At 57.5% G+C, this 24182-nt stretch carries 21 protein-coding genes and 1 tRNA gene; 5 read left to right on the top strand and 17 right to left on the bottom strand.

Annotated elements, in window-relative coordinates; all coding sequences use genetic code 11:
* Window positions 1-34: 34 nt before the first annotated feature.
* Both tsaD and NXF97_RS08830 read left to right on the top strand, forming a co-directional pair.
* Window positions 35-1084 carry a tRNA (adenosine(37)-N6)-threonylcarbamoyltransferase complex transferase subunit TsaD gene (gene tsaD, locus NXF97_RS08835; protein WP_074009256.1) on the top strand — a complete coding sequence of 350 codons (1050 nt, stop codon included), beginning with the start codon at window positions 35-37 and terminating at the stop codon, window positions 1082-1084.
* 119 nt (window positions 1085-1203) lie between these two features.
* Window positions 1204-1279 (top strand) — tRNA-Thr (locus NXF97_RS08830).
* A gap of 516 nt (window positions 1280-1795) precedes the next feature.
* Here the strand turns inward: NXF97_RS08830 and miaA are convergent.
* On the bottom strand, window positions 1796-2728 hold the full coding sequence (gene miaA, locus NXF97_RS08825) for a tRNA (adenosine(37)-N6)-dimethylallyltransferase MiaA (protein ID WP_274955755.1): 933 nt from the start codon (window positions 2726-2728) through the stop codon (window positions 1796-1798).
* Complete coding sequence (gene mutL, locus NXF97_RS08820; RefSeq protein ID WP_274955754.1) at window positions 2728-4695, bottom strand: DNA mismatch repair endonuclease MutL; 1968 nt, start codon at window positions 4693-4695, stop codon at window positions 2728-2730. The genes miaA and mutL overlap by 1 nt, the downstream gene beginning before the upstream one ends.
* Window positions 4696-4883: 188 nt before the next feature.
* On the opposite strand from mutL, the gene NXF97_RS08815 reads away from it, so the two are divergent.
* Window positions 4884-5561 (top strand): VTT domain-containing protein, encoded by a 678-nt coding sequence (locus NXF97_RS08815; RefSeq protein WP_274956739.1) that lies wholly within the window; start codon window positions 4884-4886, stop codon window positions 5559-5561.
* On the opposite strand, the gene glf is transcribed toward NXF97_RS08815, so the two are convergent.
* From glf to NXF97_RS08790, 5 genes are all read right to left on the bottom strand, one after another.
* Window positions 5550-6653 carry a UDP-galactopyranose mutase gene (gene glf / locus NXF97_RS08810; protein WP_074009123.1) on the bottom strand — a complete coding sequence of 368 codons (1104 nt, stop codon included), beginning with the start codon at window positions 6651-6653 and terminating at the stop codon, window positions 5550-5552. The two genes, NXF97_RS08815 and glf, sit on opposite strands and share 12 nt — an antisense overlap.
* Before the next feature lie 23 nt (window positions 6654-6676).
* Entirely contained in the window at window positions 6677-7669 is a 993-nt protein-coding gene (locus NXF97_RS08805; RefSeq protein WP_274955753.1) for a glycosyltransferase family 2 protein, read from the bottom strand.
* Window positions 7670-7701: 32 nt separating this feature from the next.
* Entirely contained in the window at window positions 7702-8499 is a 798-nt protein-coding gene (locus NXF97_RS08800; protein WP_022373333.1) for an ABC transporter ATP-binding protein, read from the bottom strand.
* A 19-nt stretch (window positions 8500-8518) separates the two neighbouring features.
* Complete coding sequence (locus NXF97_RS08795; protein ID WP_074009125.1) at window positions 8519-9400, bottom strand: ABC transporter permease; 882 nt, start codon at window positions 9398-9400, stop codon at window positions 8519-8521.
* 70 nt (window positions 9401-9470) lie between these two features.
* Window positions 9471-10454 (bottom strand): ABC transporter substrate-binding protein, encoded by a 984-nt coding sequence (locus NXF97_RS08790; protein ID WP_274955752.1) that lies wholly within the window; start codon window positions 10452-10454, stop codon window positions 9471-9473.
* Window positions 10455-11021: 567 nt separating this feature from the next.
* Here NXF97_RS08790 and trxB point away from each other — a divergent pair.
* Window positions 11022-11975 carry a thioredoxin-disulfide reductase gene (gene trxB / locus NXF97_RS08785; RefSeq protein ID WP_022374056.1) on the top strand — a complete coding sequence of 318 codons (954 nt, stop codon included), beginning with the start codon at window positions 11022-11024 and terminating at the stop codon, window positions 11973-11975.
* Window positions 11976-11999: 24 nt separating this feature from the next.
* The gene (locus NXF97_RS08780; RefSeq protein ID WP_274955751.1) at window positions 12000-12758 is read left to right on the top strand and encodes a Smr/MutS family protein; all 759 of its coding nucleotides are present in this window, start codon (window positions 12000-12002) and stop codon (window positions 12756-12758) included.
* On the opposite strand, the gene truA is transcribed toward NXF97_RS08780, so the two are convergent.
* From truA to serC, 10 genes are all read right to left on the bottom strand, one after another.
* Window positions 12755-13564 (bottom strand): tRNA pseudouridine(38-40) synthase TruA, encoded by an 810-nt coding sequence (truA, locus tag NXF97_RS08775; RefSeq protein ID WP_274955750.1) that lies wholly within the window; start codon window positions 13562-13564, stop codon window positions 12755-12757. The genes NXF97_RS08780 and truA overlap by 4 nt on opposite strands.
* 5 nt (window positions 13565-13569) lie before the next feature.
* Window positions 13570-15408: a type IV pilus assembly protein FimV gene (locus NXF97_RS08770; RefSeq protein ID WP_274955749.1), complete on the bottom strand. Its 1839-nt coding sequence runs from the start codon at window positions 15406-15408 to the stop codon at window positions 13570-13572.
* 395 nt (window positions 15409-15803) lie between these two features.
* Window positions 15804-16115: an integration host factor subunit beta gene (locus NXF97_RS08765; protein ID WP_022374052.1), complete on the bottom strand. Its 312-nt coding sequence runs from the start codon at window positions 16113-16115 to the stop codon at window positions 15804-15806.
* Window positions 16116-16129: 14 nt separating this feature from the next.
* Entirely contained in the window at window positions 16130-17815 is a 1686-nt protein-coding gene (gene rpsA / locus NXF97_RS08760; protein WP_022374051.1) for a 30S ribosomal protein S1, read from the bottom strand.
* A gap of 120 nt (window positions 17816-17935) precedes the next feature.
* Window positions 17936-18592, bottom strand: coding sequence for a (d)CMP kinase (gene cmk / locus NXF97_RS08755; RefSeq protein ID WP_274955748.1), 657 nt, complete (start codon window positions 18590-18592; stop codon window positions 17936-17938).
* Window positions 18593-18621: 29 nt separating this feature from the next.
* Window positions 18622-19926: a 3-phosphoshikimate 1-carboxyvinyltransferase gene (gene aroA, locus NXF97_RS08750; protein WP_274955747.1), complete on the bottom strand. Its 1305-nt coding sequence runs from the start codon at window positions 19924-19926 to the stop codon at window positions 18622-18624.
* A gap of 9 nt (window positions 19927-19935) precedes the next feature.
* Window positions 19936-20799, bottom strand: coding sequence for a prephenate dehydrogenase (locus NXF97_RS08745; RefSeq protein ID WP_022374048.1), 864 nt, complete (start codon window positions 20797-20799; stop codon window positions 19936-19938).
* 14 nt (window positions 20800-20813) lie between these two features.
* Complete coding sequence (gene hisC / locus NXF97_RS08740) at window positions 20814-21929, bottom strand: histidinol-phosphate transaminase (protein WP_274955746.1); 1116 nt, start codon at window positions 21927-21929, stop codon at window positions 20814-20816.
* Between the two features lie 35 nt (window positions 21930-21964).
* Window positions 21965-23062 (bottom strand): prephenate dehydratase, encoded by a 1098-nt coding sequence (gene pheA / locus NXF97_RS08735; protein ID WP_274955745.1) that lies wholly within the window; start codon window positions 23060-23062, stop codon window positions 21965-21967.
* Between the two features lie 24 nt (window positions 23063-23086).
* Window positions 23087-24166, bottom strand: a complete 1080-nt coding sequence (gene serC / locus NXF97_RS08730) for a 3-phosphoserine/phosphohydroxythreonine transaminase (protein ID WP_022374044.1) — start codon at window positions 24164-24166, stop codon at window positions 23087-23089.
* Window positions 24167-24182: the final 16 nt, after the last annotated feature.

Raw genomic sequence — 24182 nt, 5'->3', positions numbered from 1 at the left:
CTTCCTTCTTTTTGACGGCTTTTCAAAGAAGACCATGATTGTTCTCGGCATTGAAAGTTCCTGCGACGAAACCGGTGCAGCGCTCATTAACGATAAGCACGAACTGCTCGCGCAGGCCATTCACACGCAGATTGACATGCACCGCGCCTACGGCGGCGTCGTGCCGGAACTCGCTAGCCGCGACCATATCCGCCGCGCGATTGCCCTGATGGATCAGGTGCTTTCTGACGCGCACCTCACAAAAAAAGACATTGACGCGATTGCCGTCACTGAAGGCCCGGGGCTTGCCGGTGCCCTTTTGGTAGGGTCCTCCGTTGCGCATGCCGCGGGCTACGCCCTGGGCGTACCTGTAATCGGCGTGCATCACTTGGAAGGCCATCTGCTTTCAGCGCTATTGAGCCCCGAAAAACCGAAGTTTCCGTTTTTGGCGCTTCTCGTTTCCGGAGGCCACACGCAGTTTATGAAGGTGACGTCCTTCGGGCACTATGAGCTTCTCGGGGAGACGCTTGATGATGCCGCGGGCGAAGCCTTTGATAAGACCGCGCAGCTTTTGGGCGAATGCTATCCGGGGGGACCCGCGGTGTCGCGCCTCGCGGAAAACGGCACTCCCGGCGCCATTGAACTGCCGCGGCCGATGCTGCACTCGCCGGACCTCAACTTAAGTTTTGCAGGGCTTAAAACCGCGGTCTTAACGACCGTGCAGAAGGCCCCGGATCCCAAAGACGAAACCTTCCGCTCTAATCTCGCGCGTGGCTTTGTGGACGCCGTGGTTGAGGTGCTTACCGCCAAAGCCGCCAAAGCCATGAAGAAAACCGGCATCAAGGATCTGGTGGTCGCGGGCGGCGTCTCCGCGAACAAGCAGCTTCGGGAAGGCCTTATCAAAACGGCCGCCAAACTCAAGGGCCGTGTGTACTTTCCGCCGCTTGCGCTTTGCACCGATAACGGCGCCATGATTGCCGTTGCCGGCATGATGAGGCTTGAAGCAATGACGCCCGAAGAACGCGCCAAGGCGCTTCACCGCTGGGCGTTTTCCGCCAAGCCCCGCTGGAAACTCTCGGAAGCTGCCCGGCCGGATAAAGCGTAAGTACCAAAAGCCGCTTTCCGGGCCGCGTTTGCGATTTGCTTTTTTTCAAAATCTCCGTAAAATGCGCAACTCCGATTCAGAGCGGTTCGCCGCAAAGAAGCGGAGACAATTTGGGAAATGCCGGTGTAGCTCAGCTGGTAGAGCAGCGCATTCGTAATGCGAAGGTCGGATGTTCGATTCCTCTCACCGGCACCATTTCCTCTTCCCTTACGGGAAGACAAGAAGCCTTGGCGAAAGCCGAAGGCTTTTTTGTTATCCGCTGCAGTCACCCCGACATCAGCCGCGGATCCTTTGCCGCAGCGGCCGGCAAGCCGTTGAGCTTCCGTTTTGCAGGGATTCGAACCGTCACGGTCTTCATCGTCAGCCGCCGCACCGTCTGACGTTTTGCAGATTGCTGCCTCAGTCCGAGACATACACTCAGACATACATTCGCACCCGCAGGTCATATCAGCCGAAAAGGCTCTTCAACTTACGGCTCAGTTAATCTGCCGGAAATCCCGCTGCTTCACAAATCCGGACAAATTTTTTGCTTTCCGTGCCGGCTCTTGCGAGATTACTTTTTGCTGGAGTCCCTGCTGTCAAGCCACTTGAGATACAGTCCGAACGCTGTAACACCGCACCCAACCAAAAGCACAAGCCAATACGTAAGACTCATCTCTGCCTCTCTGTTAATTCAGAACCCGAAAGCACAAACACAGCAGCTCTCCGGCATCAGCCCCGTTCGGCGTCCGTCAACTGCATCAGCTTGCCGGCCAGAGCCCCTGCTTCTTCAGCATACGGATCAAAAACGGTCACGGCCTTCATCGAGCGCAGCCACGTCATCTGGCGCTTCGCGAGCTGCCGCGTTGCGGCCTTGGCGCGATCGAGAAACGCTTCCCTCGTGCACTCCCCGAGAAGATAATCCACAGCCTGCCGGTAACCCACACAGCGCATGGCCGGGGACTCCCGGATAAAGCGCGGCGACTTCATGAGGTTCTCAACTTCATCCAAAAGGCCTGAAGCCACCATGGCGTCAAAACGCCCGCCGATCACCCGATGCAGGTGCGCTCTGTCGCCGGGCACAAGGCCCACGGTCACAATCGTCGGGTCGGGTTGAGCCTCCCCCTTTTGATAATCCGAAATCGCCCGCCCCGTCTGACAGTAAATCTCCAGCGCCCGGCTGATGCGCTGGCTGTCGTTAACCGCGAGCCGCGCGGCGGTCACGGGATCGACCTCCGCAAGTTTTTCGTGCATCGCGGGCCACCCGAAGGTTTTGCCCTCTTTTAAGACGGCAGCCCTTACCCCGGGGTCAGCCGAAGGCAGTTCGTCAATCCCTTCCCGTAAGGCTTTGGCGTAAAGCATCGTTCCCCCGACAATAAGGGGAAACCGACCGCGCGCGTGAATTTCATCAATAAGCCGCAGGGCGTCGGTGCGAAAGTCGGCCGCACTGTAACTTTCATCGATTTCACGGATGTCAATCAGGTGGTGCGGACAGAGGGCAAGTTCTTCGCGCGTGGGTTTGGCCGAGCCTATGTCCATGCCGCGGTAGATAAGGGCTGAGTCAACCGAAATGATTTCAACGGGGAGCTTGCGGGCCAGGGTCAGGGCAAGCGCGGTTTTGCCGCTTGCCGTGGGCCCGAGAATCATGAGCGCACGCGGCTGCATCACTGACCCCGCAGGAAAAACTTATCAAGCTCTTCAATCGTGATTTCGCGCCAGGTAGGCCGCCCATGATTGCACTGATCCGCCCGCTCCGTCATTTCCATCTGCCGCAAAAGCGCCTGCATTTCCGGCAACGTCAGAATCCTGTGCGCCCTCACCGACCCGTGGCAGGCCATGGTGGAGAGGCACTTGTTGCGAAGCTCTTCTGTGAGCGACGTGACGCCAAACTCCGCCAGATCCTGCAGCACGCCCCGAACGAGCCCCTCGGCGTCGGCGCGGCCGTCCGCGAACACCGCCGGGATACTGCGCAGCGCAAGCGCGTCTTCGCCGGAGCGGCTCACCTCAAGCCCGAGCTTTGTGAGCGTGTCGCCCGCTTCTTCAAACGCGGCCATTTCCGCGGCCGTCACCCGAAAGACCACAGGGACCAGGAGCGCCTGCGTGGAAATCGATGTTTTGGCTTCGCGCTTTAAGCGCTCGTAGTTGATGCGCTCGTGCGCGGCATGCATGTCGACAATCACGAGTCCCCGGTCGTTTTCAGCGAGGATATAAATCCCCGCAAGCTGCGCCAGGGCCTTGCCGAGCCGGTAGTGGGGGAGCGCTTTTTCCGCCTGAGGTTCGTCCATTGCCAAAGGCACGTTCCCGGCGTAGGCGGGAGGCTCGGGGACTGACTGCTGCTGAGGCACCGTAAGCATGTCTGCGGCCGTGGTCTCAGTGACAACGGGCGCTGCCGGACGCTCTAAAGGCGCCGGTGCGGCGGGCTTCTCAGTCTGCGCTTCTTTCGGTTTGGTCGCAAAGACGTTAAGCCACTCCGAAGCGGACAGGGGCTTGGGCTTCGTACCGAAACTCTGTCCTGTCTTTGCGCGGAAATTTTTCGGGAAAGAGGCTTCGCGCAGGGCGGCGGCCGACGGTTCATTAATCTGAGGACTTCCGCTCTCTGCCTGCGGTAAGAGTGATGCACCGCTCTCCCCGGTTTCACAGCTTCTGGCAAGCGCCTCGGAAATCGCGCGGCTCACGAAACTGTGCACCTGCGCGCTGTCACGGAACCGCACCTCGGACTTTTGCGGGTGAACGTTGACGTCCACCTTCACCGGGTTGATTTCAAGCATGAGGCAATAGAGGGGCTGCACGGCGCCGTGCAGGACGTCCGCGTAAGCGGTTCTCACCGCGTGCTGCAGGACCTTGTCCCTCACAAAGCGGCCGTTTACGAAAAAGTACTGATCGGCCGTGCGGGCTTTGGCCGCGCGCGGCAGCCCGGCAAACCCCGTGATGCGCATGTCAAAACCTTCGGCGGCAACCGCGCGGCTATTGACCTTAAAGTCCTGGGGCATCACGGCAAAGATGCGTTCTTCCTGCGTTTGTGCTGGAAGAATCAGGGCGCTTTTACCGTCGACCGTCACCCGGAATTCAACCTCGGGGCTTGAAAGCGCCATGCGCTCGATCTGTTCCACAACGTGTGCGCTCTCGGTTCTCACCGCCTTTAAAAACTTACGGCGTGCCGGGGTTTTGTAAAAGAGGTCTTCGACTTCCACGGTAGTGCCGGTGTCCCCGGGCGCCACCGTAATTTCACCGGCAGGCGTGATGCGCTGCGCGGTGCTCATGCCGGCCGTACGGCTTGTCAACGTAACGTCAGCCACCGAGGCAATCGACGCAAGCGCCTCACCGCGGAAACCAAAACTCGCGACCTTCTCAAGGTCCAGGAGATTACTGATCTTACTGGTCGCGTGACGCGTGAGCGCGAGGCCCAGCTCCTCGGGCGGAATCCCGCAGCCGTCGTCTGTGACACTGATCCGTTTGATGCCGCCCTCTTCCAAGCGCACCTGCACGGTTTTGGCACCCGCGTCCACCGCGTTTTCAACGAGTTCTTTAACGACCGACGACGGGCGTTCAATAACTTCGCCCGCGGCGATTTGGCTGATGAGCTGATCAGGCAGTGCGTGAATATGGCGCACTTCTAGGTTTTCCGTGGTCATGAGGGATGAGTCTTAACGTTCGTTCGGACGATTATACGGGCGCGGGTGTGAGCGGTTGATACGGTCTTTCGATACCTTGGTCAGAGTGCCCGCTGCTGTTTATTTCTTTGTGCAACAAAGTACCGTCAGGCGTGAGCCGTAACGGTATGATTACGGACATTCGATTAAACAAACGCCCTGTCTGCGCAATGGATTTCCTCTCCCTCGTTACCGAGCTTTTCACGAACGCCGATCATTTTCTGGTGACGCTCGCCACCGAATACGGCTGGCTTGTTTATGCCGCCATGTTCCTTATTTTCTTTCTGGAAACCGGCATTGTGGTGATGGCGTTTCTGCCGGGGGATTCACTGCTTTTTGTGGCGGGGACCGTTGCGGCTGCAGGCACCATGAGCCCCTGGGGGCTGATGCTTGCGGTCATTCTCGGAGCGTGCCTCGGCAATACGCTCGGCTTTCACACCGGGCGCTGGCTCGGTAACCGCATCTACGACGGGTCAATTCGCTGGATTGATGCGAAGAAACTCCAGAAAACGCAGGTTTTCTACGAAAAGCACGGCGGCAAAACTATTATTCTCGCGCGTTTCGTGCCGATCGTGCGTGCCTTTGCGCCGCTTGTGGCCGGTGCCGCCAAGATGAGCATAGGCCGGTTTGAACTTTATTCGGGCCTGGGGGCCGTCATCTGGGCCGTGGGTCTGATCGGCCTCGGGTACCTCTTCGGCAACATCCCGATTGTGAAGAACAACCTTTCGATGATTCTGCTTCTGGGCGTAATTTCCGCGGCTTCAGGGCCCGTGATCGTGGCCCTGGCCTGGAAGTATCTGCATACGCTAAAGATCTTTCAGCAGAAAAAAAACGCATCAGAGCACTGATTGAGCAAGACTCAGAGCTGACTCAATCGCCTTATCCATATCGTAGTAGCGGTACTGTCCCATGCGTCCGCCGAAAAGCACCTTGGACTGCTCTGCGGCTTTTGCCTGATACTTCTGATAAAGCGCCGAATTACGTGCATCGTTGACTGGATAGTAAGGCTCTGCGCCCGGTGTCCAGGTCATCGGATATTCACGGGTGATAATGGTCTCTGGTTGCGTACCGTGCACAAAATGCTTGTGCTCAATGATGCGCGTGTAAGGTGTTTCACGGTCTGTGAAGTTCATCACCGCGACGCCCTGATAATTATCCGTTGCCAGCAACTCATCCTCAAAGCGCAGACTACGGTACTCCAGATGGCCGAGCTCGTAGTCAAAAAATGCATCAATCGGCCCGGTGAAAAGCACTCGCTCGGCCGAAGCATTGAGCACCTCCCGATCTTTCAGGTAATCAATGCCCAGTTCAACCTCAATCCCTTCGAGCATTCTCTCCACGAGCTTTGTGTAGCCCTCAACCGGAATTCCCTGGTAAGCATCATTAAAGTAGTTGTTGTCAAAGGTCATCCGCACCGGAAGACGCCGGATGATGGAAGCAGGCAGCTCCGTGCATTCACGCCCCCACTGCTTCTCGGTATACCCCTTGATGAGTTTACGGTAGATGTCCGGCCCCACCAGACTCACGGCCTGTTCTTCAAGATTGCGGGGCGTTGTGATCGTTTTACCGGCTTCAGCTTTTTGATCTTCAATCTTTCGGCGGGCCTCCTGCGGTGTTTTCACACCCCACATTTGGTAGAACGTGTTCATGTTAAAAGGCAGGTTAAAGAGCTCACCCTTAAAGTTGGCCACCGGAGAATTGACGAAATTATTAAAGGCTCCGAACGCATTGATGTAATCCCACACGGCTTTGTTACTGGTGTGGAAAATATGAGCGCCGTACCTGTGAACCATGATGCCGTGCTGCTCTTCGGTGTAAATGTTCCCGGCTAGGTGATTGCGGACATCGATCACTTTGACCTTTTTTCCGGCAGCACGTTTGGCTTCATGTGCAAACACAGCTCCGAAAAGGCCGGCTCCGACAACAAGAAAATCGTACATACGATGTGTCCTCTGCAAAAATCTCAGTTCTGGTTTTTCTGTTTAAATTTGCGTGTGAAATACCAGCGCGCTAAAGCCGGACAATAAAGCAGCAGCAACGCGTAAAGTTTTTTGGAACCCCGCAGGACGCTCACCAAACTCACTTCTTTGTTCCATGTCAGCCAATCCGTGCGCCAGCGCTCGAAAAACCGCATGGCAGCATCATGGCTTAAACGCGCAAAATTCCAACGGTAACCATAAAACGAAACCCGCGGAATGAGTGTTTTGAGGGTAATCCAGTCATCTCTTTCTCTGCAGAAGCGGATGATCTCGGCCCATTCGTCCGCGACGCAGAAAATCTTCTTATCCGACTTAACGGAATTATTGGCATGCTGTCTGTAATGCAGGAATAAGTCCGGCAGAAGCATGAAACGCCGGCAGCAGACAAATGTCTTGAATGCAAATCCCGTATCCTGAAAACTTGCTCCGGGCGTAGGCAAAAACGCAATACCGTTTTCGATCAGCATGGAACGACGGTAAATTGAAGTCCAAATTGCGGGCGGAGCAAAAATAACCTCGGTCTCGCGAAGAGGCGTGAACACAGTATTGAAAAGAACCTTGCGGATTTCACAAGGTGTGTCAACGCCGTCCTTGTAAGACCAATATTGAGACCGGCAGATATCGAGGTCATTGGCCTTGGCTGCGCTGTAGAGCTTTTCAAACATCCCGGGTTCAACAAAGTCATCCGACTCCACAATGCCGATGTACTCACCGCGAGCCATTTCCAGGCCCTTATTCATGGAGTCACCATACCCGGAATTCTTTTTATCAAGCACACGGATACGGCTGTCGCGCGCGGCAAACTCCTGAATGATGTCAAGCGTATTGTCAGTTGAACCGCCGTTAATACAGATAATTTCAATCTCTTTGAGTGTCTGGCCGACAATACTTTCTAAACACTCCCGGACAAAGGCCGAAACGTTGCAGCACGGCACCAAAACCGACACCTTGACGGTGTCTGCTCTTTTTTCAGACATACATTCCTCGGGACTTAAGGTTTCAGGCAACATTATCCCAAAAGCATCGCGTCTCCGACAGCCACGTCCTTGCCGGCCCGCTTTTCAAAGAGATCCAGAAGATCAGGCACGGCGAGCGTCTTTTTCACATCCCCCGGAATATCTTCCACCACGCGTCCGGCATGCATCATGATGAGGCGGTTTCCAAAGCGCAGTGCGTCACGCATATTGTGCGTGATCATGAGGGTGGTGAGGTTGTGCTGACGGACGATGCGGTCAGTGAGCTGCAGCACTTTTTCCGCAGTCTTGGGGTCAAGCGCGGCGGTGTGTTCGTCAAGCAGTAAAAGTTCGGGGCGCACAAGCGTAGCCATCAGAAGCGTCACCGCCTGACGCTGGCCGCCCGAAAGCAACCCCACGTGCGCGGTCATCCGGTCCTCAAGCCCCAGGTCGAGTTCTCTCAACATCGCCTTAAAGCGCTCGGTCTGTTCGCCCTGAGAGCTCCAGCGCAGCCCCGGGCGCTTGCCTCGGCGCGCGGCCATCGCGAGGTTTTCCTCAATCATCATGCCCGCGGCCGTTCCCTTCATCGGATCCTGAAAAACGCGGCCGATAAAGCGGGCCCGCTGGTATTCCGGCATCTTCGTAACGTCGGTGCCGCTGATTTCAATGCGGCCCGTGTCAATCGGAAAGACGCCTGCCACAGCGTTTAAAAGCGTTGACTTACCGGCGCCGTTGGAACCGATCACGGTCACAAAGTCGCCGTCTTTGAGCGTCAGATCCACGCCCTGCAGGGCCTTTTTCTCGTTGACGCTGCCCGGGAAAAATGTTTTATGAACGTCTTTAACGATGAGCATTTTCTTTTTTTCCCGGAAGTTACTTCACGATGCGGCGCAGTTTCAGTTTGCCTTTTAACATCGGCATGGAAAGCGCAACGGCCACCAGTACGGCGGTAAAGAGCTTGAGGTCGTTCGGTGGCATCCCGAGCTGTAGCACCACGGCAATCACAAGGCGGTAGACGATCGAGCCGAGAATCACGGCAATGAGGCAGTTTTTAAAGCTTCGGGTGCCGAAGAGCACCTCACCGATAATGACGGAAGCAAGCCCGATCACAATCGTGCCGGTTCCCATACCGACGTCGGCAAAACCGTTGGACTGCGCAACAAGCGCGCCTGAAAGCGCCACGAGAAGGTTGCTGATCAAAAGCCCCAGGATCACCATGGTGTCGGTGTTAATCCCCTGCGCCCGGGCCATCTGGGGATTAAAGCCCGTTGCGCGGATGCTTGTGCCCAATTCCGTACCAAAGAACCAGTAGATGGCGCAGCCCACCAGAATGACGGCAACAAGGCCCACAATGAAAGTGGCCTGAGCGTCCGTGAGCCCCCAGTCCCTCACGAAACTAAAGACCGTGTCAACGCGAAGAAGCGAGACGTTGGCTTTCCCCATCACATGCAGATTAATCGAGTAAAGCCCGATCATCGTGAGGATACCGGCCAAGAGAGCCGGGATCTTGAGTTTGGTGGTTAAAAGCGCCGTAATGACGCCCGCAAGGGCCCCTGCGACCGCCGCGAAGATAAAGGCGGTGCCTATGCCGTAGCCTGAAGCGAGCACGGTGGACGCTACCGCTGCTCCCAGCGGAAACGTGCCTTCAACCGAAAGGTCGGCAATATCGAGCACCCGAAACGTGATGTAGACACCCAGGGCCATCAGGGCCCACAAAAGCCCCTGCGCTACGGTCGGAATCAGTAAGTCAAGCATCGCTTTAGCTTCACTTCAAAAAGAAAGAGTCCCGCTTCCCGCACGCCGGAAAACGGGACGGAGTCAATAATTATTGAACGGTTTTGGCGGTCTTTGCGATCGCTTCAGGAATGGTGATGCCGAGTTCCTTCGCGACCGTCGGGTTTACCACAGCCGTAAATTCCGTCTGGTACTGAATCGGCATGGTTTCGGGCTTGCCCTTCCCTTCCAGAATATCGGCGCCCATGTTGCCTGCGAGTTTTCCGATCGTGTAGTAGTCAATACCGACCGTGGCAAGCGCGCCGTTTTTAAGAAGCGCGGCTTCCCCCGGAATCACGGGGATCTTGGCTTCCTTGGTGATGCGGTAGAGCGTCGGCATCGCTGAGGCCATCACGTTATCAGTGGGCAGATAAATCGCCTGCACCTTACCCACAAGGCTTTGCGCGGTCTGCTGCACGTCGTTTACGCTGGAAACCGTGGCTTCCACGAGTTCAATGCCCTTCTTTGCGAGTTCTTTTTTCGCAAGTTCCACCTGAAACTGCGAATTGATTTCCGAGCTGTTGTAGATCGTGCCGACGGTCTTCGCGCCCGGCACAAGCTGCGTGAGAAGTTCAATCTGCGCCGCAATCGGGTTCTTGTCGGAGGACCCCGTCACGTTCGTGCCGGGCTTGGCGTTGTCTTTGACGAGCTTTGCAACCGCAAAGTCCGTCACCGCCGTTGCCACAATCGGAATCGTTGTGGTGGCGTTGGCGGCGGTCTGAGCCGCAGGCGTTGCAATCGCGAAAATCAGGGGGTAGTTGTGCGAAACGAAGCGCTGGGCGATGTTTCTAAGGTTCGACTGATCAGCCTGCGCGTTTTGCTGGTCGATTGCAAGCTTGATGCCGCGCGCCTTTAAGGCGTCGACAATGCCGCGGTTGGCGTCATCCAGTGCCGAATGCTCCACAAGCTGCACGATGCCGATCGTCTGTTCGGCGGGTTTTGCCACCTCCTGCGTCTTTTTATCCCCGCAGCCGGAAAGAACCGCCGCTGCGGCAGCCACTAGAACCGCCGCTTTCTGCCAGCGCTTGAAATGCATGTGTTTCTCCCTCAGAAATTGTTGCAGCGGTTCTCTTGCCCCGCACAAAGGGGCTGAAAGCCCCTGATTATCTCATTATGCCCAAATCTTGGGAAAAGATGGGGAGCATAAGAAGCCCGGCAGGCCGAGAAAGCAGAAGTTGGAGTTTGTGGGACCGAAACGCCCGCGCGGGCGTCCCCGTAAAGTTACACCGGCCGCCAGCTCTGCTGCGACGCCTGCCTAAGCGGCTATAGTTCCACAGGTTGGGAAACTTTTAGTGATGGAAGTTCCTTTATCAAGACAATTATTATTGATTTCGTGTTTTTTTCAATTTTCTCAGGGAGTCAATTTTATCAACCTCCCACGGAAGGCACGTGTCCGTAAAAAGCGAGGCCTCCGACAAGCACCTTCCTATGATGACGATAAAACCCGAACGTCAGTTGCAACGATCTGTGTGAATTTTCCTTTATTTGAAAGGGCCCTTTCGTATAATCACCGCAACACATGGTGACTGCAGCCGCTTCAAATTCTCGGTCTTGAAGCAGCGCTTTTTGTGCAGACACCCCTTTGAAATTTGGAGTTACTGTAATGTCTGATGTGATTCACGCCCCGGTTCTCATCCTGGGTTCCGGCCCTGCCGGTTATACCGCTGCAGTTTACGCAGCCCGCGCTAATTTGAAGCCCGTCATCATCACCGGTATGGAACAGGGCGGTCAGCTCATGACCACCACTGAAGTTGACAACTGGCCCGGCGCCCAAAACGGCATCGAAGGCCCGCAGCTGATGGCAAACCTTCAGGCTCACGCCGAACGTTTCCAGACGAAGATCGTCTTTGACACGATTCACACGACGCATTTGAACGAAAAGCCGATCCGCCTGGAAGGTGACCTCAACAACTACACCTGCGATGCCCTCATCATCGCGACCGGTGCTTCCGCGAAGTACCTGGGGCTTGAGAGCGAAACCAAGTATCGCGGCCGCGGCGTCTCGGCCTGCGCAACCTGCGACGGCTTTTTCTACAAAGGTAAGCCGGTTGCGGTCGTGGGCGGCGGCAATGCCGCGCTTGAAGAAGCCCTCTACCTCTCGCAGATTGCCTCGATCGTGCACCTCGTGCACCGCCGTGACACCTTCCGCGCCGAACCCATCATGGTTGACCGCCTGATGGATGCGGTCAACGAAGGCAAGATCGTGCTGCACACCCCCTACGAAGTGAAGGAAGTGCTCGGTAACGACAATGCCGTGAACGCCCTTGCAATCCGCAACACCGAAAACGACACGGTTGACACGATTACCGTGGACGGCGTCTTTATCGCGATCGGCCACAGCCCCAACACCAAGATCTTTGACGGCCAGGTCACGATGCAGGACGGCTACATCGTCACCGAAACCGATCCGAGAGCGCGTACTGCGACTAACATTAAGGGCGTCTTTGCCGCGGGCGACTGCGCTGACCCGATCTACCGTCAGGCAGTCACCAGCGCCGCTTCGGGCTGCAAGGCCGCGCTTGACGCGCAGCGCTACCTGGAGTCGCTCGGCAAGTAATTCATTGAAAATGAAGGTGTACCTATGGGAAATGCATTTGACGCTTTAAAACCGATGGCTGCGGAACTCAAAGCCCGCCATCGTGAACGAGCTGAAGAAAAACTTCGGCAGGAAAAAGTAGAGCAACGCATTGCCCAGGGTACACTGGAATTTTTAAAGGAAATGAACCGTACGGGCGTGCGCGCCGCGCAGGGCGTAAAGCTCTCCGCAGCGAGTAAAAACGCCGACATCAGCTTTGCCGCCGCGATGAAAAAAGCGGGAGTTGAGCCGCTCGGAAATGACAAACGCGCCCAGCACGAAAAGAAAAAGCCCGCTCCGGTGCCGCAGCAGACAATTGCCGACAACAAAGCGGTGCTTGCCGAATCCTTAAGCGACGAAGCTGATTCGATCGAGTTTCTCGAAAGCGAAGACGGCCTTTCCTTCCGGCGTCCTGAAGTGGGGCCGGATGTGCCGCGCGACCTCAGACGCGGCCGCTGGTGCGTTGTGGGGCAACTCGACCTTCACGGGATGTTTGTGGAAGAAGCCCGCGAAGCCGTGATCGACTTTATCCGCAAGTCACAGACAAACGAACGTCTCTGCGTGCGCATCATCCACGGTAAGGGCAACAGCAACCCGGACCGTCAGTCCATTCTCAAGGAAAAAGTGCGCCGGTGGCTCAAGCAGTTTGACGCCGTCGTTGCGTTTGCCGAACCCTATGAAAGAGACGGCGGCGCGGGCGCGACCATTGTACGCCTCAAGCCCCTGCCGCACCCGAGCGTACGTAACGCCCGGCAAAACGGTTAAAAGGGGTCAGATCCCTTCACCGGAATTTCCGGAAAATCCGGATACCCCACTCCCACGAGATATAGCCCTGCAGCGTCAAAAGTGGGCGCTGCAGCGGCTCTTTCCTTCGCTTCAAGCACTTCTTTCATCCACTCAGGCTTCTCGCGTCCCACGCCCACGTAAATAAGCGACCCCACGATATTTCGCACCATGTGCTGCAAAAAGGCGTTTGCGGTGAGTTCAATGCCGATATAACGGCCTCGACGCACAATATTGATTGCCGTCATCGTGCGCACCGGGGTTGCCGCCTGACAGTCCGCTGCACGGAAACTTGAGAAGTCGTGTTCCCCGATAAGGCAGGCCGCGGCCTCGCGCATCCTCTCTTCATCACACGGCCGCCACACCCAGCCCGTGCGCCCGAAATTAACGGCCGAGCGGATCCGGTCGTTCAGAATCCAGTACTGATACGTCCGGCTGCGCGCGGAAAAACGCGCATGAAAACGGTCGTTTACGGGCACAGCCCAGCGGACCGCGATATCGTCGGGCAAAAAGGTGTTAAGTGCCCTCACCCAGGAAGTGACCGAACGCTCACAGTCCGTATCAACGTGCACCACCTGGCCCGTGGCATGCACACCGCCGTCCGTGCGGCCCGCGCAGATGGTGCCTGCGGGCTTCGTGAGAAACCGCTTTATGGCGCGTTCCAGCACGTCCTGCACCGTACGGCCGTCAGGCTGCGTCTGCCAGCCGTTATAGTGCGTGCCCGTGTATTCAATACCGAGCGCCGTGCGGAAAGCCGCCCCCGGCGCGTAGGGAAAGCGTTCCTGCATCCGGCTTAAACGCGGCGCACGGCGTCAAGAAGGCGCTCTGCGGCGGCTCTCTGCTCGTCCGTGCCGAAGAGCTTTACTTCACGCAGAAGTTTCTCGGCATCGTCCGGGAACCCCGCATCAATCTTTTGCTGGGCAGCGGCGAGCTTCACGGCCATCGCTTCGGGGCTGTGACCGTCCTCTGCCGTTACCGGGGTTTCCGCGGAAAAAGCCTCGGGCGGCTGAATCTGCATCCCCGAAGACGTGCTCGTGAGCGTAAAGGGACGGGGCTCTTCTTCAGGCGCCTGAGCCTTCACTTCGGGCCTAACTTCGGCAGCAGGCTGCGGAGCCGCAGTTTCAGGTGCCTTCGTCTCAGAAGCCGTCACCGTTGCCGCTGCGGCAGCGGTTGCGGTCGCTGTTGCGGCGGGCGCTGCGTCAAAGCCGCGCTTTGCCGCAGCGTCAGCTTCCATGCGCTTCGTGAGCAACTCATCCATGTTCCGCACCTGCTGCGGCGTGGTCGGTTCCGGCCTCAGAAAGCGGATGGTGCGCTCGGTGCGTTCAAACTCTTCCTTTTCCTTCTTGCGGCGCCAGACAAACCAGCCGCCTGCGGCAGCAGCGATGAGAATAATCAAGAGGCCCCAGAGCCAGGCGCTGCTCCCTTCTTCCTCGGTCTTTTCTTCAACCGCGGGCTGCGCCGTCATTTCGGGCTGCGTGTCGGCCGCGGGTTCGGTCTTGGTTGCCTGCGTTTGAGCGGGTTTTGTTTCTTCAGGTGCTGCTGCGGGCGTCAGAGCTTCAGTCGTTGCTGCCGCTGTCGCAGCGGCAGCCGCAGCAGCTACGGCCGGAGCCGCCGTTTCAGGCTTTGCTTCAGGCGCCGCGGGCTTCATGGGCTCAGCGGGTTTGACAGCGGGCTTTTGAACCTCAGCCGCCGGTTTCTTCGGCGTCCAGGCAATGCGGGCTTGCTTCATGCGCTGATGCGCACGGTTCAAGTTTCGTGCCGAGGGGGCCTTACGCATATCTGCATTAGGCGTCACATGCACAAGGCACCAGGCAACGTCGGTGCCGACGGCATCGACCTGCGCCTGTGTGGGCGCATTTAAGCGGGCACCGGGTTTAAGCCCGCTGATACGGCCGTTTTTAAAGGCAGCAGGGTTGCGGCGGATCAAAGCCACCAGCACTTCTTCGGTACGCGCCCCCTCATAGCGCGGCACCAAGAGGTTGGCAATCGACCACATCGTCATGCCGGGCTTCACGATAATGGGATCAGCGAGCGTGTACTGCGGCTTATTGGTTGTGGTCTTCGCGGAAGCGGGTTTCACCTGAGGCTTTGCCTTCACCGTTTCGCGCTTAGCGGGTGCGGGTTTTGCGGCAGGTTCTGCCTTCTTCGTTTCAACCGAGGGCATGGCGGCCGTTGACGGGAGTTTCCCTGCCGAGGGAGCAGCCTGCTTTGTCTGTGCCTGAACTGTCGCCTTGGGCGCTGCGGCCGGAGCCGGCGCAACTGCCGGTTCCAGGCGGATGCGGTAGTACTTGGCGGAGAGTTTGCCGCCGTCGTTAAGTTCCACAATGAGCGGGAAGTCCCGTGAGGTCACGGGCTTTTCGCTTTTAATGCGGACAACCCAAGGGGACTTACTTTCAAGCGTCAGTTCCAGGCCCGTGTCGGCCGCAAGCGGCTTCTTGCCGATGCGGTCATAAGTTGCTTCGGGCGCAAGACGGACCACCAGGGGCTCGACCTTGGGATCGACATTGTTGACGGTAAGCCGCGCCGACAGGGGCTCATTTAAACGGGAAGTCACGGAAAGCGTGCCGAGGTCTGCGGCCTGAGCCGAAAAACCGATCGCCGCCAGAAGTGCTGCTGCAGCCGTCAATCGCATATCAATCAATCCTGCTGTGGAAACCAAAGTTCAAAGGGTTACTGCCCAATTTGCGTATTATGCACTGCCGACACGGCTGAAGGCATATTTTTTCAAGTGCTGTCCGCCGCTGTCGTTTCGTTTTCCTCTCCTTCGTTTTTGCTGAAAAACGCCGCACACAGTGCCGCCTTACATTGTTCGGCAAAAAGTTTCTTCCACAGAAGAATTTCGTCCGCTTTTCTGCGCGAAATTCTTTTATAAAAGAATTTCAGGCGGTTTCAGCCCAAAGATTCTTCCATACAAGAATTTCAGACAACAGACGCAAAAGAAAACGGCTCCCGAAGTTTTTCCCCGAAGGGAATCTTCGAAAGCCGTTTTGTGCGAATGAGCGCAGTATTCGCGAACTGTGTCAGGTGTTACTTCAGAGGAGTCACACCTGCTCTGCCGTTCATCGCGTCACGGATTTCTTTGCCTGCACGGAAGTGCGGAACAAATTTGGCCGGGACTTCGACGGTGGCCCCCGTCCGGGGGTTGCGGCCCGTGCGCGCTGCACGGTGCTTCAGACTGAAGCTGCCGAAACCGCGGACTTCGACGCGAACGCCGTGGCTCATCGCGCTGATGATCGTTTTGAGGATCTCGTTGACCGCCTCGTCGGCCTCGCGGTTGGTGAGGCTGCCGTGGCGGGCAAAGACCTTGTCGATCAGTTCAGACTTGGTAAGAGCCCGCATAGACACCACCCTGATTACTTCTGTTCAAGCTTAGCCTTGAGCAGAGCACCAAGGTTGGTGGTACCGGCGGAAGCGTCGCTGTTGACGCGGTCAAGCGCTTCGCGGGTCTGCGCGGCATCCTTAGCCTTGATGGAGAGCTGGATGGAGCGGTTCTTACGGTCAACGCTGATGATGAGGGCTTCAACCGTGTCACCGACCTTGAGCTGCGTCGTGGCGTCTTCCACGCGTTCGCTCGAGATTTCGGAAGCACGCAGATACCCTTCGGTATCGTCACCGAGGTCGATCGTGGCGCCCTTGGCGTCAACGGCCTTCACCGTGCCTTTGACGAGCGTACCCTTTTCATGGGTGCCGGCAAAGGAAGAGAACGGATCACCGCCCAGCTGCTTGATGCCGAGGCTGATACGTTCGCGGTCGGTGTCGATTGCGAGAACCATGGCTTCGACTTCGTCGCCCTTCTTGTACTTACGGACGGCTTCTTCGCCCGGTTCGTTCCAGGAGAGGTCAGAGAGGTGCACGAGGCCGTCAATGCCGCCGGGCAGTCCGATGAACACACCGAAGTCGGTGATGGACTTGATCTGGCCCTTCACCTTGTCGCCCTTCTTGTGGCTCTGGTTGAATTCCTGCCAGGGGTTGGCCTTGCACTGCTTCATGCCGAGAGAAATACGGCGGCGTTCTTCGTCGATGTCAAGAACCATGACTTCGACTTCGTCACCCAACTGCACAACCTTCTTCGGATCGACGTTCTTGTTGGTCCAGTCCATTTCGGAGACGTGCACCAAGCCCTCGATGCCGCTTTCGATTTCAACGAAAGCACCGTAGTCGGTGATGTTGGTGACCTTGCCGAAGAGACGGGTGCCCTGCGGATAGCGGCGGGCAATGCCGATCCACGGATCTTCGCCCAACTGCTTGAGGCCCAGAGAAACACGGTTCTTTTCCTTGTCGAACTTAAGAACCTTGGCTTCGATTTCCTGGCCGACCTGAACGACTTCGCTCGGGTGACGCACGCGGCGCCAGGCGAGGTCGGTGATGTGCAGAAGGCCGTCGATGCCGCCCAAATCAACGAACGCACCGTAGTCGGTGATGTTCTTGACGATACCCTTGACAACGGCGCCTTCGGCGAGCGTTTCAAGGAGCTTGGCGCGTTCTTCGCCCATGCTCGCTTCCACAACGGCGCGGCGGGAGACAACAACGTTGTTGCGCTTACGGTCAAGCTTGATGACCTTGAATTCGAGGGTCTTGCCTTCGTACGGGGTCGTATCCTTCACAGGACGCGTATCGACCAAGGAGCCCGGCAGGAACGCGCGGATGCCGTTGGTCATGACGGTGAGGCCGCCCTTCACCTTCCCGGTGATGGTGCCGGTGACGAGTTCGCCGGATTCCAGAGCCTTTTCGAGGTTCATCCAGGCCGCAAGGCGCTTAGCCTTGTCGCGGGAGAGGATCGTATCGCCGTAGCCGTTTTCAACCGATTCAATTGCCACGGAAACGAAGTCGCCGGGCTGCACGGTCACTTCACCGCGGTCATCCTTGAATTCTTCGATGGGCACATAAGCTTCAGACTTAAGGCCGGCGTTCACGACAACGTAGTTGTAGTCAACGCGGACAACTTCAGCGGTGATGACTTCGCCCTGGCGCATTTCCTGCTTGGCAAGGCTCTCTTCAAAGAGCTGGGCAAAAGATTCGGTATTGGTATTGTTGGACATGTAGTTAAATCGTTAATGATCTCGCCCGTCCGGGAGTCTGAAATGTCAGACCGATGGGGCGGTGTTGCTTTAAATTTCCCTAAAAGCCCCCGGCGGCCTTTAAGGCTGAAAAACGGTTCTTTACCGGGGAAGCTTCCGCCACCACGCCATGATCTGATCCACGGTCTCTTCAATCGTGAGATCCGAGCTGTCTAGGACGTGCGCATCCGCTGCCGGCACGCAGGGCGCAACCGCGCGTTCGCGGTCCCGACGGTCACGTTCGGCCAAATCCCGGGTAAGATTTGAAAGGTTAGCAGAAATTCCTTTTTCAATCAACTGGTTATATCTGCGCATTGCGCGCGCTTCAGGCGTAGCCGTCAAAAAGACCTTTAAAGGGGCATCAGGAAACACCACGGAAGCCATGTCGCGGCCGTCCGCCACCAGGCCCGGGGCCTGTGCGTAGCGCCTCTGAAGGTCAAGTAACTCAGCCCGTACCGAGGGGTAGGCCGCCACAACGCTTGCGGCAAGCCCCACCTCTTCGGTGCGGATGGCTTCGGTCACATCCGCGCCGTCCAAAACAATTCGGCCGTCATTAAAGACGGGATGCATGGTTCGGGCCTCTTCAGCGCAGACCGCCTCGTTTTTCAGGTCGCCCCCCGACTTCATGGTTCTTAAGGCGCAGAGGCGGTAAAGCGCGCCGCTGTCGAGATAATGAAACCCGAGCTTTGCGGCAACACGCGCTGACACGGTGCCCTTGCCGCTTGCCGTAGGTCCGTCGATTGCAATAACGTCAACCATCGTTTTTACTACCCGATGCCCCACGGGCATCACTTTGAGTGAATTAACCGGAAAAAATCAGTGAAATAGGCCGGATAGGTCTTTGCGGTGCAGCCCGGATCGAGAATCACGGTTGTGACACCCACCGTCGCCGCCAGCGAAAAGCTCATCGCCATGCGGTGGTCATCATAGGTGGCAACCGTCACTTTTTCGGGAAGGGGCTTCACGCCGCGGCTCACTTCAAGCCAGTCCGGGCCTTCGGTGACTTCAGCGCCGAATTTGCGCATTTCGGTTGCCATCGCGTGAATGCGGTCCGTTTCCTTCACGCGCCAGGAGCCGATGCCGGTCAACCGCACCTTCCCCCGCGTTTTCAGCGCCATCGGCACGAGCGTCATGGCGGCGTCCGGGATGAGCGTACAGTCCGCGTCAATCCCCTTGAGAACGCCGTCCGCCGGGGCCGAGGCCTCAATGAAGTTTTCGCCCTTCACAATCCGCGCGCCCATCATTTTCAATAGGTCCGCAAAAGCCGCGTCCCCCTGAAGCGCATTTTGGCCTACCCCGACAACGCGCACGGGGCCGCCCGCCAAGGCGCCTAAAGCGAGGAAGTAACTTGCGCCCGAGGCATCGCCCTCCACGGCGTACTGTTCTACCGCACGGTATTGCCCCGGCGTCACGAGAAAGCCGTCGGGCAGTTCCGTCACCCTGACGCCGAACGCGGCCATCATGGTGGTCGTGATTTTGATGTAGGGGCGGCTGATGAGCTCTCCCTCAATCACGATTTTGAGGCCTTCGGCAGGGGCTATCAGCGGCGAAATAATGAGGAGCGCCGTCAGATACTGGCTTGAGACGTTGCCCCGGATATGCACCACGTTGCCGCGCGGCTTCACCGGAGAAAACCGAAGCGGCAGAAAGCCCTCATTTTGTTCACAGGTGATCTCAGCACCAAGTTCCCGCAGGGCTGCCAGGAGGTCGGCAATCGGGCGCTCGCGCATGCGCTCGATTCCGTCAATACGGTAGTTGCCTTCACTGAAAGCCAATGCTGCCGTCAGAGTTCTTGCCGCAGTGCCCGCGTTTCCGATAAAAAGATCCGCGGACTTCACCAGAAAAAAACCCCCGCAGCCCGTGACGGTGCAGGCATCGTCCTTCACATCCACCGCAACGCCCAAAAGCCTCAGGCTTTCGATCATGCGTTCCGTATCGTCGGCCCGCAACAGCCCCGTAAGCGTTGTTCTCCCGTGCGCGAGCGCCGCAAGGATGAGCGCCCGGTTGGAAATGGACTTGCTTCCGGGGAGCCGCACGGTGCCCGAGGCGGCGGTGACGGCCGGTACGATGAGTTCAGGCGGAAAATCTTTCATGGCTCTCCTTTACTTCTTGGCGGGCACTTGCACCGTACGGCGGATGTGACTTGCGCGCGAGAAGATTTCAGTGAGCGTTTCGGCGTCCCCGGTGCGGATTGCTTCGTGAAGAAGTGCAAGTTCGGCCTGAACGTTTTCCAGGCTCTCAAGGAGCGCCCGTCGGTTGGCCAGACAAATATCACGCCACATCACGGGGCTTGAAGCCGCAATGCGCGTGAAGTCTCTGAAGCCAGCGCCCACAAAACGGAATTTTTCATCAGCTTCCGGGGTTTTGGCCATCGCGTCCACGAGCGCATAGGCCAATACGTGCGGCAGGTGACTTACCGCCGCAAAAATCCGGTCGTGCGTTTCAGGCGTCATCCGGAATAGTTTCGCCCCTACGGCTTCCCAGGCTTTTTCCCAGAATGCCACGGCCTCTAAATTCATGTCATCCGTGGGCGTTGAAATCACCTTGGCCCCCGAAAAGAGCGCGCTGTCGGCGTATTCAACACCGGGCATTTCGCCCCCAGCAATCGGATGCACCGGCGCGTAGCGCGAGAACCGTTCTCCCAAGGCTTTCCGGGCCGCGGCAATCACACCGCACCGGGTGGAGCCGACATCGGTCACCCAGGCCTCCTGCCGCATGGCTTCGGTAATCTCAGCAAACACCCCTTCCATCGCGAGAACCGGAACGGCAACCAAAATGCAGTCGGCATCAGACACAGCGTCGGCCACTTTTGCCGTTGCTCGGTCAGCAATCCCGAGGCTCACCGCTTTTTCTGCGGCACCCATGGAAATATCACAAGCCGTGACGGCGTCAACGACACCGGCCTTTTGAAAAGCCCAGGCGGCCGATCCCCCGATTAAACCCGTTCCGATTAACGCAAGACGCATCGCCCGTCTCCGCCTTAAATAAGCCCGAGCGCTTTGCGCGCGGCCTGAAAGGCTTCAATAAAGCGCGCGTTTTCCCGGGCGGTTCCCACGGACACCCTGAGCCAGTCAGGAAGCCCATAGCTTTTCACCGGCCGCACGATCACACCGCGCTTTAAAAGTTCGGTATTAAGTTCCGCGGTTTTGGGACCGGTCTGCGCAAGCACAAAGTTGGCGGTTGTCGGCAGGTAACGGATCTCCTGCTCCTTAAAGAAGGTTTCAAGCGTTTCTACGCCCGCGCGGTTTTCCTTGTAGACGCGCTCCAAAAACGCGGCGTCGTCAATGCAGGCCGCGGCCGCAGCCTGCGCGGCCGTATTCATGTTAAAGGGCGGCCGGATGCGGTTAAGCATTTCAATGAGCGCGGGCTGCGCAAGCGCAAAGCCGGATCTCAGGCCGGCAAGCCCATAGGCCTTTGAGAACGTCCGCGTCACAACGACGTTTGCATACTCTTTCACCCATTTCAGAGAATCAGTTCTCTCTTCAGGCGCGAGGTAATGGCAGTAGGCTTCGTCCAAAACCACAATGCAGTCGCGCGGGATCTTTGCCAAAAACGCATCAATCGCGCTTTCGGTTAAGGCAAGCCCCGTGGGATTGTTGGGATTGGTGATAAACACGAGCCGCGTTGTCGCGTCAACGGCTGCGGCAATGGCGTCTAAATCCACTGCAAAGTCTTTGGCAGGCACGCACACGCAGCGTGCACCGTTTTCCTGTGCGGAAAGCTCATAAACGGAAAAAGAGTACTGCGAGTAGACGCAGCTTGTTTCAGGCGTGAGCACCAGACGGGCAATGAGGCCCAGGATCTCGTCTGATCCGTTACCGCCGATCACCCAGTCGGGCGTGAGGCCAAAGTGCTTTGCCACCGCCTCACGAAACACACGGGCGTTCCCGTCGGGGTAGCGGGAGACTGACGTCATCACCGCTTCCACGGCTTTTCGCGCGCTCTCGGGCATCCCCAGGGGATTTTCGTTACTCGCAAGCTTCACAATTTCGTTGAGTTTGAGACCGTATTCCTTGGCGGTCTCTTCGATGGGTTTGCCCGCCACATACGGGGAAATCGCGGCAATGTAGGGCTTTACTTTCAATGCGTCATTCATGTTCTTTCTCCCTGATTTTTTTCCTGTTGCCGGACTTAATAATCTTTGGCCTGCGGGTAGGAGCCGAGCACCTTAAAGAAACTCGAAACTTCCTTCATTTCCGCCAGAGCCTGCGCGACCTTGGCGTCTGTAGCGTGTCCTTCCACATCCACAAAGAAGTTGTAGTCCCAGGCGCCGTTTCTTGCTGGGCGGCTCTCAAGCCGCATCATCGATACGCCGTTTTTCTCCAGGGGCTCGAGCGCATGAAAGAGTTGCCCCGCGCGGTTGGGAACCGAAAAGACGACACTCGTTTTGTCGCTCCCGGCACTTCCCTTAGCCGCCACCGCGTGCCCGAGCACCAGAAACCGCGTGCGGTTGCGGGGATCGTCCTGAATACCGGCCGAAACAATCTGTAGCCCATAGAGTTCCGCGGCGCGCGTTGCGGCAATCGCCGCCATCTTCGGTTTTTTGGAGGCCTCAAGCGCGGCTTCCGCATTACTTGCAGCCGGAATGGTTTTAACGCCCGGCAGGTGCGTGCCGAGCCACGCGCGGCACTGCGCCAAAGCCTGCGGGTGCGCCGAGACCACTTCAATGTCCTCTTTTTTCCCTGTGAAATTCATGAGGTTGTGCGCAATCGGAATGTGCACTTCCCCGATAATGGATAGGGGTGAGGAAAACAGAAGGTCCATCGTGCGCGTTACGGTCCCCTGGGAACTGTTTTCCACGGGGACGACCGCGTAAAGCGTACGGCCGGATTCGGCCGAATGAAAGACTTCGTCAATACTTTCGCAGGGGCGCGCCTCGATGTTGCTTCCGAACTGCTTTAACACCGCCATTTCGGTGAAGGTCCCCTGGGGACCCAGATAAGCAACCGACGGCCGGGCTTCGAGCGCCCGGCACGCCGACACAATCTCAAGGTAAAGCGTTGAGAGAACGGAGTCTGGCAAAAGGCCGCCCAGCCGGCGGTTTTCCGCGAGAGCCCGCTCCACCACCTCACGCTCACGTTCGGGGCGGTAGACGGGGGCCGTTCCCTTGGCTTTACCGACGGATTGCGCCAACTGCGAGCGCCGCACGATGCAGCCGACGATTTCGCGGTCCACGGCGTCGATTTCTTTTCTCAGGCGCTCAATTTCCTGTGTGTTTTCTGCTGTCATCGGCTGCTGTCCCTTGGTCTTGGATTATCCGTGCCGCGCGGCAAAGACGGTCATGAAATTGGCAAGAGCCTGCGCTGCCTCCTTGGGCTGCGCGTTGTAGAGCGACGCGCGGATGCCGCCCGCAAGGCGGTGGCCCTTAAGGTTGGTGAGCCCGGCGTCCGCTGCCTCTTTCACAAAAAGCTCCGTGAGCGCTTCTTCCGCGAGCGTAAAGACCACATTCATGCGGCTTCTTGCCTGCGGGGCAATGGTGTTGATATAAAAGCCGTCACTCTTGTCGATCACGTCATAAATGAGGCCTGAGCGCTCTTTGGCGCGGCGGTCCATTTCGGCAATGCCGCCTTCTTTTTTGAGCCACCGCGTCACAAGACACGCCATGTAAACCGCAAAGACGGGCGGCGTGTTGTAGAGGGAATCGGCCTTGGCGTGCACGGCGTAGTTGAGCATCGTGGGACAGGATTCCGGGGCGAGGCCCAGAAGATTTTTACGGACAATGACAACAGTAAGGCCCGCCGGACCGAAGTTTTTCTGGGCGCCCGCAAAGACCAGAGCGTGCTTGGCAAAGTCAATCGGGCGCGACAGGAAATTGGAACTCACGTCGCTTACCAGAGGCACACAGTCCGGCACCGGCGGAATGTAGTTAAATTCCAGGCCGTTTACGGTCTCGTTCTGGCAGTAGTAGAGGTAGGCCGCGTCGTTGGGAACCTTCACGACGTCCGCGGGCGGCACGCCGTGACCGTAGTCACTCGTGATCACATCCACGTGGCAGAACTTGGCGGCTTCGGTGGCGGCCTTCTTGGACCAGACGCCGTTAACGATATAAGTGGCTTCCGCAGCGGCTCCGAGAAGATTCAGAGGAACCATTGCAAACTGCAGGTGACCGCCCCCCTGCAGAAACAAAATATCGTGCGTTTCAGGGATTGCGAGGAGCTCTCTGAGGTTCGTCCGGGCTTCTTCATGAATCGCCGAATAGGTGGCCCCGCGGTGACTCATTTCGAGAATACTCATCCCCTGCCCGTGAAAGTTCGGCAGTTCACGCGAGGCTTCTTCCAGAACCTCCAGCGGCAGCACCGCCGGGCCCGCTGAGAAGTTATACACACGGTTCATAGAAATTCCGCGAGGA

This window comes from Duodenibacillus massiliensis, from assembly GCF_928721995.1.
Classification (GTDB): Bacteria; Pseudomonadota; Gammaproteobacteria; order Burkholderiales; family Burkholderiaceae_F; genus Duodenibacillus; species Duodenibacillus massiliensis.
This window is presented reverse-complemented; position numbering and strand designations above follow the sequence as displayed.

What these genes read in the sequence shown, in the direction of transcription:
- tsaD (WP_074009256.1), top strand. Translation starts at nt 35, where the DNA reads ATGATTGTTCTCGGCATTGAAAGTTCCTGCGACGAAACCGGTGCAGCG.
- miaA (WP_274955755.1), bottom strand. Translation starts at nt 2,728, where the DNA reads ATGCAGCCGCGTGCGCTCATGATTCTCGGGCCCACGGCAAGCGGCAAA.
- mutL (WP_274955754.1), bottom strand. Translation starts at nt 4,695, where the DNA reads ATGACCACGGAAAACCTAGAAGTGCGCCATATTCACGCACTGCCTGAT.
- NXF97_RS08815 (WP_274956739.1), top strand. Translation starts at nt 4,884, where the DNA reads ATGGATTTCCTCTCCCTCGTTACCGAGCTTTTCACGAACGCCGATCAT.
- glf (WP_074009123.1), bottom strand. Translation starts at nt 6,653, where the DNA reads ATGTACGATTTTCTTGTTGTCGGAGCCGGCCTTTTCGGAGCTGTGTTT.
- NXF97_RS08805 (WP_274955753.1), bottom strand. Translation starts at nt 7,669, where the DNA reads ATGTCTGAAAAAAGAGCAGACACCGTCAAGGTGTCGGTTTTGGTGCCG.
- NXF97_RS08800 (WP_022373333.1), bottom strand. Translation starts at nt 8,499, where the DNA reads ATGCTCATCGTTAAAGACGTTCATAAAACATTTTTCCCGGGCAGCGTC.
- NXF97_RS08795 (WP_074009125.1), bottom strand. Translation starts at nt 9,400, where the DNA reads ATGCTTGACTTACTGATTCCGACCGTAGCGCAGGGGCTTTTGTGGGCC.
- NXF97_RS08790 (WP_274955752.1), bottom strand. Translation starts at nt 10,454, where the DNA reads ATGCATTTCAAGCGCTGGCAGAAAGCGGCGGTTCTAGTGGCTGCCGCA.
- trxB (WP_022374056.1), top strand. Translation starts at nt 11,022, where the DNA reads ATGTCTGATGTGATTCACGCCCCGGTTCTCATCCTGGGTTCCGGCCCT.
- NXF97_RS08780 (WP_274955751.1), top strand. Translation starts at nt 12,000, where the DNA reads ATGGGAAATGCATTTGACGCTTTAAAACCGATGGCTGCGGAACTCAAA.
- truA (WP_274955750.1), bottom strand. Translation starts at nt 13,564, where the DNA reads ATGCAGGAACGCTTTCCCTACGCGCCGGGGGCGGCTTTCCGCACGGCG.
- NXF97_RS08770 (WP_274955749.1), bottom strand. Translation starts at nt 15,408, where the DNA reads ATGCGATTGACGGCTGCAGCAGCACTTCTGGCGGCGATCGGTTTTTCG.
- NXF97_RS08765 (WP_022374052.1), bottom strand. Translation starts at nt 16,115, where the DNA reads ATGCGGGCTCTTACCAAGTCTGAACTGATCGACAAGGTCTTTGCCCGC.
- rpsA (WP_022374051.1), bottom strand. Translation starts at nt 17,815, where the DNA reads ATGTCCAACAATACCAATACCGAATCTTTTGCCCAGCTCTTTGAAGAG.
- cmk (WP_274955748.1), bottom strand. Translation starts at nt 18,592, where the DNA reads ATGGTTGACGTTATTGCAATCGACGGACCTACGGCAAGCGGCAAGGGC.
- aroA (WP_274955747.1), bottom strand. Translation starts at nt 19,926, where the DNA reads ATGAAAGATTTTCCGCCTGAACTCATCGTACCGGCCGTCACCGCCGCC.
- NXF97_RS08745 (WP_022374048.1), bottom strand. Translation starts at nt 20,799, where the DNA reads ATGCGTCTTGCGTTAATCGGAACGGGTTTAATCGGGGGATCGGCCGCC.
- hisC (WP_274955746.1), bottom strand. Translation starts at nt 21,929, where the DNA reads ATGAATGACGCATTGAAAGTAAAGCCCTACATTGCCGCGATTTCCCCG.
- pheA (WP_274955745.1), bottom strand. Translation starts at nt 23,062, where the DNA reads ATGACAGCAGAAAACACACAGGAAATTGAGCGCCTGAGAAAAGAAATC.
- serC (WP_022374044.1), bottom strand. Translation starts at nt 24,166, where the DNA reads ATGAACCGTGTGTATAACTTCTCAGCGGGCCCGGCGGTGCTGCCGCTG.